Genomic DNA, 10,086 nt, shown 5'->3' with positions numbered 1-10,086 from the left:
CATCCAGCGAAGCTGTTTCTCGGCGACGCGGGCTCGATTCCGCTCGGGTTCATGGCGGGCGCACTCGGCTACTGGGGCTGGCGAGGCGGGGTCTGGCCGATCTGGTTTCCGGCGATGGTGTTCTCGCCCTTTATTGCGGATGCATCTGTAACACTTGCGAGACGTTTGTTACGTGGGGAAAAGTTCTGGCAGGCGCACCGGGAGCATTATTATCAACGCATGGTGCGCTCCGGCACTGGCCATCGGCGCACTGCCATCTACTGGTACCTCGTGATGCTCGCGGGCATAATTGTAGCCCTGTGGGCATTGGGCCGTCCCACACTGCAGCAATGGGGGCTGTTTGTCGCCTGGTATGGCGTTCTTGCGTGCATCGGTTGCGTGATCGACGCGCGCTGGCGCCGTGTCGGCATGGCAACCGAAAACAAATCTTGAGGTCTCCCGCCGATGTTGCGATCCAAAGCATCTTGGCTGTCATTGAGTGCTTTCCTATTCGACCTGCTGGCGGTGCTTGCAGCGTGGTTGTTCGCCTATCTCGTCCGCTTCAACGGTAGTGTCCCGACCGATTTCCTGAGCGGCGCGCTGATGGCGCTGACGTGGGTGCTGCCCGTGTACGCGCTGATGTTCCACGTGTTCGGCCTGTATCGCGGGCTGTGGGTGTTCGCGAGCCTGCCAGACCTGATGCGTATCGCGAAGGCAGTGGGTGGCGGTGGCGTGATCGTGATGATCGGCGCCGTGATGTTCCAGCCGGTGCCGATCATTCCGCGCTCGGTGCTGCTCGTGTCGCCCCTGATGCTGTTCCTGGCGATGGGCGGCGCGCGCGCGCTGTATCGCGCGACGAAGGAGTATTACCTGTACGGCGGGCTCGTCGGCAAGGGCAAGCCGGTGCTGGTGCTTGGCGCCGGCACGGCCGGTGCAAGCCTCGCGCGCGAACTGTCCCGCTCGGGCGAATGGCGCCTCGTCGGTCTGCTCGATGACGACGTGACCAAGCAGGGGCGTGAGGTCTACGGCTACAAGGTGCTGGGCTCGTTCAACGACCTCAAGCACTGGACCGACGCGATGAAGGTCGAATACGCGATCATCGCGATTCCGTCGGCGTCCGTCGAGACGCAGCGCCGCGTCGCGACGCTGTGCGTGCGGGCTGGCGTGAAGGCGATGGTGCTGCCGTCGCTGACCGCGCTGATGCCGGGGCAAGGTTTCCTGTCGCAGGTGCGAAACATCGATCTCGAGGATCTGCTCGGCCGCGAAGCCGTGACGATCGACACGCCGCACGTCGAGGCGCTGCTGCGCGGCCGCGTCGTGATGGTGACGGGCGCGGGCGGGTCGATCGGCTCCGAGCTGTGCCGGCAGATCCTGCGCTTCGCGCCGGCGCAACTTGTCGCGTTCGACCTGTCCGAGTACGCGATGTACCGGCTGACCGAGGAACTGCGCGAGCGCTTCCCCGACCTGCCCGTCCTGCCGATCATCGGTGATGCGAAGGATTCGCTGCTGCTCGACCAGGTGATGTCGCGTCATGCGCCGCACATCGTGTTTCACGCAGCCGCCTACAAGCACGTACCGCTGATGGAGGAGCACAACGCGTGGCAGGCGCTGCGCAACAACGTGCTCGGTACATATCGCGTGGCCCGTGCGGCGATCCGCCACGATGTGCGCCACTTCGTGCTGATCTCGACCGACAAGGCCGTCAATCCGACCAACGTGATGGGCGCGAGCAAGCGCCTCGCCGAAATGGCCTGCCAGGCGTTGCAGCAGACGAGCGGGCGCACGCAGTTCGAGACAGTGCGGTTCGGCAACGTGCTCGGCAGCGCGGGCAGCGTGATTCCGAAGTTCCAGCAGCAGATCGCGAAGGGTGGCCCGGTCACGGTTACACACCCGGAGATCACGCGTTTCTTCATGACGATCCCGGAGGCGTCGCAGCTTGTGCTGCAGGCGTCGAGCATGGGGCATGGCGGCGAGATCTTCATTCTCGACATGGGCGAGCCGGTGAAGATCGTCGATCTCGCATGCGACCTGATCCGCCTGTACGGCTTCTCGGAAGAGCAGATCCGGATCGAGTTCACCGGGCTGCGGCCGGGCGAGAAGCTCTACGAGGAGTTGCTCGCGGACGACGAGGCGACGACGCGCACTCCGCATCCGAAGCTGCGGATCGCGCGTGCGCGGGAGGTGCCGGACAATTTCCTCGATGAACTGCTGCCGTGGCTGATGCAGCATCGCGTGCTGCCGGACGACGAAGTACGGCGCGACTTGCGGCGCTGGGTGCCCGAGTATCAGACGGCCGCCGTGCCGGCGCTGAAGAGCGTGCGGGTCGCGTCAACCCGCTGACGCCGAGGTCGTTACTGTCGCCAAGCGGCGGCCAGCCGGCCCAAAAGAAAAGCGCCCCGAGGGGCGCTTTTTTCATGTGCGGCTGCGAACGGTTCAGCGACTGTGCCGGTGTTTGCGCACCACCATCCACCGCGGCGCACGGAACCGCACGATGCTGATATACAGCCACACATAGGTCAGCGCAAACAGCACAACGAACACGAACAGGTGCACCGTGTGCCGCCAGAACAGTGTCGCGGGTATCACCGCGACGAGGCACAGCAGCCACAGGTACGGCGACGTCAGCGAATTGCGGCGCGTCAGGTCGTGCGCGTGCTTCGTGCCGACGGCCCAGCGCATCAGCCGCTTGTACACGAGCATGTGCAGGTGCACGCCGTCCGGGATGCCGGGCGACATGCCGCGGATGAATTTCTTCCGGTAGATCGAGAAGCAGGTCTCGAAGATCGGGTACATGAACAGCAGCACCGGGTACCACGCGGACACCTCGCGGTTGCGCATCACGAGCATGATCGCGAGCTCCGCGAGCATGAAGCCGATGAAGTACGCGCCGCCGTCACCGAGGAAGATCAGTCCGGCCGGGAAATTCCACAGGAAGAAGCCGAGCACGGCGCCCATCATGATGATCGACGCGGACATGACGACCGGGTCGCGGACCTGGAACGCCACGTACGCGAGCGACGCGAACATCATGAAGCTGACCATCGACGCGAGCCCGTTGAAGCCGTCGATGATGTTGACCGCGTTCGCGAGCGCCGCAACCGCGAGCACGGTGACGAACGCCGAAATGGCGACATAACCGAGCAGGAAGTCGAGCGGCGGCACGCTGATGCGCGTGACTGCAATGTTCATCAGCCAGAACGCGAGCGCGGCCGCGCCCATCGTGCAGAGCAGCCGCGCGCGCGGCGACACGCGCTTGGTCAGGTCCTCGACGAGGCCGGACAGGAAGGCCGGCATTCCGCAGGCTACGACGCCGAGAATGCTGCCGGCGATCGTCGGGTAGCGCTGCGTGAGCAGCAGCGCCGATGCAACGACGCCCGCGAGGATCCCGATGCCCCCGACCCGCGGCACGGGCCGCACGTGGAATTTCTGCACGCCGGCCAGATCGCTGTCGATCGAGAATTTCTCGTGAAGGTGCGCATAGCGCACGATGAACAGCGTGACGAGCAGGGAGACGATAAAGCCGGACGCGAAGCTGAGCATGGGATCGCTCGAAAAATGGACAGCGGATTATACAAAACCGCGCGGGTTCCCCTCCTGCCATCGCCAGTGATCGGCACACATTTCTTCGATGCCGAGCGTCGCGCGCCAGCCGATGATGTCGGCCGCGGCCTGCGGGTTCGCGTAGCACTCGCCGATGTCTCCCGGGCGGCGTGCGACGAGCTCGTACGGCACCGGACGGCCCGACGCCTTCTCGAACGCACGCACGACTTCCAGCACGCTATAGCCCTGGCCCGTGCCGAGGTTCACGACGAAGCTTGCGTCGCGCTTCGCGAGCGCGTCGAGCGCGGCGATGTGCCCCTTCGCGAGATCGACGACGTGGATGTAGTCGCGCACGCCGGTGCCGTCCGGCGTCGGGTAGTCGGCGCCGAACACGCGCAGCTTTTCCAGCTTGCCGACCGCAACCTGTGCGACATACGGCATCAGGTTGTTCGGGATGCCGGCCGGGTCCTCGCCGATCAGCCCGCTCGCGTGCGCGCCGACCGGGTTGAAGTAGCGCAGCGTCGCGATCCGCCACGTCGGGTCCGAGGTTTCGAGATCGCGCAGAATCTGCTCGGCGATCAGCTTCGACTGGCCGTACGGGTTCGTCGCGGACAGCGGGAACGATTCGTCGATCGGCGAGCGCTCGGGCACGCCATATACGGTCGCGGACGAGCTGAACACGAACTGCTTGACGTTGCGCTCGCGCATGACCTTGAGCACGGCAAGCAGGCCACCGATGTTGTTCTGGTAGTACTCGAGCGGCTTCTCCACCGATTCGCCGACGGCCTTGAGCGCCGCGAAATGGATCGTGCCGGTTATCGGGTGCGCGTCGAACACCTTTGCAAGCGCGGCTTCGTCGCACACGTCGACCTGGTGGAAGGCGGGCGTCTTGCCCGTGATCTGCGTGATGCGCCGCACGGATTCGGCCTTGCTGTTGACGAGGTTGTCGACGATCACGACGTCGTAGCCGTTGCCGAGCAGTTCGACGGTCGTGTGCGAGCCGATATAGCCCGCTCCGCCCGTAACGAGGATGGTGCCTTTAGCGGTCATTGCTGATGCGCTCCTTCAGAGGGTGATACCGGTTAACGAATGGATAGTACGCCGGTAGCGTTCGACGACCTGCTGTTCGTCGAATTCCGCCGTGACCTTCTGCCGGCCGCGCGCGCCCATCGCGTCGCGTCCGGCCGTTCCGAGTTCGATGATGCGGAGCAACTGCTCCGCGAGGCTCGCGCTGTCGCGCACGCGGCACAGGAAGCCTGTTTCGCCGTCGGCGACGACGTCGCGGCAGCCCGGCACGTCGGTCGCGACGATCGGGCGGCCCATCGCCGACGCTTCCATCAGCGTGCGCGGCACGCCTTCGCGGTACGACGGCAGCACGACGCAGTCGGCCGCCGCGAGATGCGGGCGCACGTCGTGCGCTTCGCCGAGATATTCGATCACGCCTTCGCCGATCCACGCATCGACATCCGAGCGGCCGATCGCGCTCGGATTGTCGACGCCGAGCGGTCCGAGCAACTGGAAGCGCGCATTCGGGAAGCGGGCGCGCACGATGCGCGCAGCCTCCGCGTATTCGCGCACGCCCTTGTCCCACAGCAGCCGGCCGATCAGGATGAAGACGGGCGCGTCGCCAGCGGGCAGCGGCACGGGCGCGAACTGCTCGAGATCGACGCCTTCGCCGTGCAGCAGCCGCGCACGATCGGGATGCGCGAGCAACTGTTCGTCGGTGAAGGTCGCGAGATCGTCGCGGTTCAGGAACCACACTTCACGCGGGAAGCGGAACGCGAACCGGTACAGGCGCTTCGCGACGCTCGCCGCGCGGCTCTTCTGGATGAAGACGTAGCCGAGCCCGGTCGTCACCGCGATCGACGGCACGCGCGCGAGCCACGCGGCGACCGAGCCGTAGATGTTCGGCTTGATCGTGTAATGGAACACGAGATCGGGCTTCAGCGCGCGGTAGTGGCGCACCAGCGCGGCGAGCGTGCCGAGATCCTCGCGCGGGCTCGTGCCTTTCGACGCGACCGCGAGTGCCACGTAGCGGCAGCCCATCTGCTCGAGCAACGGCACCGTGCGGTCGTGCGGTGCAATGACGACGACCTCGGCGCCGCGCGCGACGAGCGCACGGATCAGCCCGTGGCGATACGTGTAGATCGCCCAGGCCGTGTTGCAAACGAGCGCAATGCGCAGCGGGGAGGTGGCGGACATGAAAAAAAGAATAAATAAAGCATCGTAAATGCCGGATACGCTGAATGAATGGGCGTCACGCGGACGGCCGCGCGGCGAACAGCGTCTGCTTGATCCGCTGCAACGTCCGGTACGGCGTCACGAAATGCAGCAGGTTCTTGGCGAGGCCGGCCCAGTCGTACGGGTTCAGCGCGTTGAAGTGGCTCAGCAGCAGCGTGAGCGTCGACACCAGCTGGCGCCGGCGCTTGGTCGCACTGATCCCGCCCTCGTTCAATTCGTAATAGAGGCCCAGTTCCGGCAGGTTCGCGCAATCGTAGCGTTGCATTAACCGCAAAAAAAGATCGAGATCCTCGGCCGCCCGGTATTTCGCACGATAGTTCCCCACTTCACGCACGGCGTCGATGCGCAACATGACCGACGGGTGCACGAGCGGCGAGCGCAGGAAGCGCGTGCGGCGCAGCGTACGCGGATCGGCGGGCGGGGTCAGCATGAAGCGCGGCTCGCCGGCGCGGGACACGACCTGCGTCCACATGCCGACGCAGGCCACGCGCGGGTGGGCGCCGAGATACGTGCGCTCCTTCGCGAGGCGCTGCGGCGCGGCGAGATCGCCTGCGTCGATGCGCGCCGCATAGCGGAAGCCGCGCGCGGCGAGCGCGTCGATGCCGGCCGCGAGCGCACGCTCGATGCCGCCGTTCTGCGGCATGCGCAGCACGTCGATCGTGAGGCCGGGCAGGTCGGGCGCGACGATCGGCGGCGTGCTGCCGTCATCGACGATCAGCACGTGCACGGGCGTGTCCTCGCGAAACGAGGCGAGGGTCCGAACGACGTCGTCGTGCCCGTTGTAGGCCGGCATCAGCACGGCCACGTCGTCGAGCGGGGTCGGGCAATCAGGGGACGTCATGGTCGCAGCTTGAAACGGATGTAATAAAAATTGACGGCGGCGGCGGCCAGGTAGCCGGCCGCCAGCCCGACGAGCGCGCCGTACAGGCCGAGCCGCGGGATCGCGAACAGGTTGACGAGCGCGGCGATCGCGAGCGCGAGCAGCCATTTCGACAGCAACACGAATTTTGCTTGATATTTGAGAACGATAAGATTGCCTATCGCCTCGATGCCGGCGGGCACCGACAGCCAGACCGCCCAGCGGAAGATGTCGACCGACGCCTCGTAGCCGTGGCCGAACACCTTGCCGACGATCAGCGGGGCGGCGGCGTCGAGCACGAGCGCGCCGGCCGTCATCAGGCAGGCCGTCATCGCGATCAGCCGGACGATGTTGCGGCGCAGCCGCGCGACGTCCTGCACGCGGTAGACGAAGGCGGGCGCGATCGTCTGCGCGAGCATCAGCGCGAGCGTGATCCAGTTCTCGTTGAGCTGCTGCGCGGCCGAGTAGCGGCCGAGATCGGCGAACGATACATGACGCTCGAGCATCAGGCGGTCGAGCTTCAGGAACAGGTACATGCAGATGAGGCCGAGCCAGAACACGGTGCCGGCCGTCGCAAAGTGCCTGAACAGCGGTTTGTCGAACGTCCAGCCGAGCGCGCCGCCGTTACGATGGCGGTAGTACAGCAGCAGCGCGAAGCCGATTGCGGCGGCCTCGAGCGCCCACAGCCACGCGAAGCGGGCCGGGCCCGCGGCCGCGCGGACCAGCAGCCAGACGAGCAGCGCCTTCACCAGCGCGGTGACCATGCTGGTGACGAGCTGCGGCTTGCTGTAGGTCATGCTCTGCAGCCACGCGTTGATGACGCCGACGAACGGCTCGCGGAATACCATCGTGACCGCGAGGCCCGCGAGCATCGCGCCGACCAGCGGATCGAAGGCGCCTGCGGCGATCGCGATCCAGGTCGCAACGAGCGCGGCGACGGAGACGGCGATGCGCAGCGCGAATGCGCTGCCGAGCACCGCGCCGAGCTGGGCGGGCGGGCGCTGGACGATGGTCGGGACGAGGATTTCCGCGCCGCACACCCAGGTGAGCGGCGCCAGTACCAGGAGGAGCGTATTCGCATACTGCCATTTGCCGAACACATCTGGCCCGAAATAACGGGCCAACAGGCCGCTGATCGCGATCGCGACGCCGATCTGCGTGAGCCGTTCGAGCCCCAGCCAGACGAGATTCGCGACGGCCTTCGCGACATCCGGGTTGCCGAAGCGCTTCAGCATGCGCGGCAGCGGCGTGCGCGCAAGGCGGCCGGCAGGGCGCCCGAGGGCTGCAGGTTGGCGGCGACGGGACGGCTAGGCATTAAAATGGGCGGCATGCGCGTCATCAAAACCCGCGATTATAAGTGGGATCGGGGTCGCTCCCGCCGTTCCGCGCCAGCGGTTTCACTCCGTGCCGGGCCAGCATGTATCATGCGCGGCACCGGCGAGCGGCGGCCAGGCAAGCCAGACAATTTTCCATGCACGCAACTGAGAGAAGAGAATCGATGATCTCCCAATCCATCTTCAAGGCATATGACATTCGTGGCGTGGTCGGCAAGACGCTCGACACCGACACCGCGCGCGGAATCGGCCGGGCATTCGGCAGCGAAGTGCGCGCGCAGGGCGGCGATGCGGTGGTCGTCGCGCGCGACGGCCGCCTGTCCGGGCCGGACCTCGTCGGCGCGCTGGCCGACGGCCTGCGTGCGGCGGGTGTCGACGTCGTCGACGTCGGCATGGTGCCCACGCCGGTCGGCTATTTCGCGGCGAACGTCCCGCTTGCGCTGAAGGGCGGCGAGCGCCGCGTCGATTCGTGCATCGTCGTCACGGGCAGCCACAACCCGCCCGACTACAACGGCTTCAAGATGGTGCTGCGCGGCGCTGCAATCTACGGCGAGCAGATCCAGGCGCTGTACCAGCGCATCGTCGACGAGCGTTTCGAGACGGGCAACGGCTCGTACGAAGAGTTCGACGTGGCCGATCAATACATCGCGCGCATCGTCGGCGACATCAAGCCGGCCCGCCCGATGAAGCTCGTCGTCGACGCCGGCAACGGCGTGGCCGGCCCGCTCGCGACGCGCCTGTTCAAGGCGCTCGGCTGCGAGCTCGTCGAGCGCTTCACCGACATCGACGGCACGTTCCCGAACCATCACCCCGATCCCGCCCATCCGGAAAACCTGCAGGACGTGATCCAGGCGCTGAAGGACACCGACGCCGAGATCGGCTTCGCGTTCGACGGCGACGGCGACCGCCTCGGCGTCGTCACGAAGGACGGCCAGATTATCTATCCGGACCGCCAGCTGATGCTGTTCGCGGAAGAAGTGCTGTCGCGCAACCCGGGCGCGCAGATCATCTATGACGTGAAGTGCACGCGCCACCTCGCGCAGTGGATCAAGTCGAAGGGCGGCGAGCCGCTGATGTGGAAGACGGGCCACTCGCTCGTGAAGGCGAAGCTGCGCGAGACGGGTGCGCCGCTCGCCGGTGAAATGAGCGGCCACGTGTTCTTCAAGGATCGCTGGTACGGCTTCGACGACGGTCTCTACACGGGTGCGCGCCTGCTCGAGATCCTCACGAAGACGGCCGATCCGAGCGCGCTGCTGAACGGGCTGCCGGACGCGATGAGCACGCCAGAACTGCAGCTGTGGCTCGACGAAGGCGAGAACTTCCGCCTGATCGACAAGCTGCAGAAAGAGGCGAAGTTCGACGGCGCCGAGGAAGTCGTGACGATCGACGGCCTGCGTGTCGAGTACCCGGACGGCTTCGGCCTCGCGCGTTCGTCGAACACGACGCCGGTCGTCGTGATGCGTTTCGAGTCGGAGACGCAGGAAGGGCTCAAGCGCATCCAGGAGGACTTCCGCCGCGTGCTGACGGCCGCGAAGCCGGACGTCAAGCTGCCGTTCTGAGCCTCGGCGGCCTGCGGGCCGCCACCGGCGCGACGGTGTGTCCGATCGTCGCGCCATCCCTGAAAAGCGGCGCACGCCAAGGGCGTGCGGCCGCTTTTTGTCTGTCTGGACCGCCGGGCGGGATAAAATCCCCCCTTTATGCTTGTCGCCGGCTGCCTGCCGGCGTTTTTTCAGCGTGCAAAAGATCCTGATCGTGCGCGTGTCGTCGCTGGGCGACGTCGTGCACAACATGCCGGTGATCGCCGATATCCGGCGCCGCCACCCCGATGCGCAGATCGACTGGCTCGTCGAGGAAAGCTTCGTCGACCTGGTCAAGCTCGTCGACGGCGTGCGCAACGTGCTGCCGTTCTCGCTGCGCCGCTGGCGCAAGAAGCCGTTCTCGGGCGCCACGTGGCGCGAGATTCGTGCGTTCCGCCGGCGCCTCGCGGCCGAGCAGTACGACCTCGTGATCGACTGCCAGGGCCTCATCAAGACGGCCTGGGTCGCCAGCTGGGCGCGCGGCCCGCTCGTCGGGCTCGGCAACCGCACCGACGGCGCCGGCTACGAGTGGCCGGTGCGCTTCTTCTATCGCAAA

Annotated in this window: 8 protein-coding genes and 1 pseudogene; 4 read left to right on the top strand and 5 right to left on the bottom strand. The window is 66.3% G+C overall.

Annotated features, from left to right (window positions below; genetic code table 11):
* Positions 1-432 (top strand): annotated as a pseudogene (locus G3N99_RS27000) (glycosyl transferase); the annotation flags it as partial.
* Positions 433-444: 12 nt separating this feature from the next.
* A complete protein-coding gene (locus tag G3N99_RS26995; RefSeq protein ID WP_206123926.1) occupies positions 445-2,319 on the top strand; it encodes a nucleoside-diphosphate sugar epimerase/dehydratase in 1,875 nt (624 codons plus the stop codon).
* A gap of 93 nt (positions 2,320-2,412) precedes the next feature.
* On the opposite strand, the gene G3N99_RS26990 is transcribed toward G3N99_RS26995, so the two are convergent.
* From G3N99_RS26990 to G3N99_RS26970, 5 genes are read right to left on the bottom strand one after another with little or no spacing between them, the layout of a single operon-like run.
* Complete coding sequence (locus G3N99_RS26990; protein ID WP_206123925.1) at positions 2,413-3,519, bottom strand: glycosyltransferase; 1,107 nt, start codon at positions 3,517-3,519, stop codon at positions 2,413-2,415.
* Positions 3,520-3,546: 27 nt separating this feature from the next.
* On the bottom strand, positions 3,547-4,569 hold the full coding sequence (galE, locus tag G3N99_RS26985; protein WP_206123924.1) for a UDP-glucose 4-epimerase GalE: 1,023 nt from the start codon (positions 4,567-4,569) through the stop codon (positions 3,547-3,549).
* A gap of 15 nt (positions 4,570-4,584) precedes the next feature.
* Positions 4,585-5,721 carry a glycosyltransferase family 4 protein gene (locus tag G3N99_RS26980; RefSeq protein WP_206123923.1) on the bottom strand — a complete coding sequence of 379 codons (1,137 nt, stop codon included), beginning with the start codon at positions 5,719-5,721 and terminating at the stop codon, positions 4,585-4,587.
* 55 nt (positions 5,722-5,776) lie between these two features.
* Entirely contained in the window at positions 5,777-6,601 is an 825-nt protein-coding gene (locus G3N99_RS26975; RefSeq protein WP_206123922.1) for a glycosyltransferase, read from the bottom strand.
* A complete protein-coding gene (locus G3N99_RS26970; RefSeq protein ID WP_039361066.1) occupies positions 6,598-7,854 on the bottom strand; it encodes an oligosaccharide flippase family protein in 1,257 nt (418 codons plus the stop codon). The genes G3N99_RS26975 and G3N99_RS26970 overlap by 4 nt, the downstream gene beginning before the upstream one ends.
* 263 nt (positions 7,855-8,117) lie before the next feature.
* Between G3N99_RS26970 and G3N99_RS26965 the strand changes: the two genes are divergently transcribed.
* Together G3N99_RS26965 and waaC are read left to right on the top strand one after the other, a co-directional pair.
* The gene (locus tag G3N99_RS26965; protein WP_174941513.1) at positions 8,118-9,512 is read left to right on the top strand and encodes a phosphomannomutase/phosphoglucomutase; all 1,395 of its coding nucleotides are present in this window, start codon (positions 8,118-8,120) and stop codon (positions 9,510-9,512) included.
* A 175-nt stretch (positions 9,513-9,687) separates the two neighbouring features.
* A partial coding sequence (waaC, locus tag G3N99_RS26960) for a lipopolysaccharide heptosyltransferase I (RefSeq protein ID WP_206123921.1) occupies positions 9,688-10,086 on the top strand: 399 nt, incomplete at its 3' end.

The organism is Burkholderia sp. Ac-20392, from assembly GCF_017104585.1.
GTDB lineage: Bacteria > Pseudomonadota > Gammaproteobacteria > Burkholderiales > Burkholderiaceae > Burkholderia > Burkholderia lata.
This window is presented reverse-complemented; position numbering and strand designations above follow the sequence as displayed.

Coding starts and splice junctions, on each gene's coding strand:
- G3N99_RS26995 (WP_206123926.1), top strand. CDS start 445: ATGTTGCGATCCAAAGCATCTTGGCTGTCATTGAGTGCTTTCCTATTC.
- G3N99_RS26990 (WP_206123925.1), bottom strand. CDS start 3,519: ATGCTCAGCTTCGCGTCCGGCTTTATCGTCTCCCTGCTCGTCACGCTG.
- galE (WP_206123924.1), bottom strand. CDS start 4,569: ATGACCGCTAAAGGCACCATCCTCGTTACGGGCGGAGCGGGCTATATC.
- G3N99_RS26980 (WP_206123923.1), bottom strand. CDS start 5,721: ATGTCCGCCACCTCCCCGCTGCGCATTGCGCTCGTTTGCAACACGGCC.
- G3N99_RS26975 (WP_206123922.1), bottom strand. CDS start 6,601: ATGACGTCCCCTGATTGCCCGACCCCGCTCGACGACGTGGCCGTGCTG.
- G3N99_RS26970 (WP_039361066.1), bottom strand. CDS start 7,854: ATGCTGAAGCGCTTCGGCAACCCGGATGTCGCGAAGGCCGTCGCGAAT.
- G3N99_RS26965 (WP_174941513.1), top strand. CDS start 8,118: ATGATCTCCCAATCCATCTTCAAGGCATATGACATTCGTGGCGTGGTC.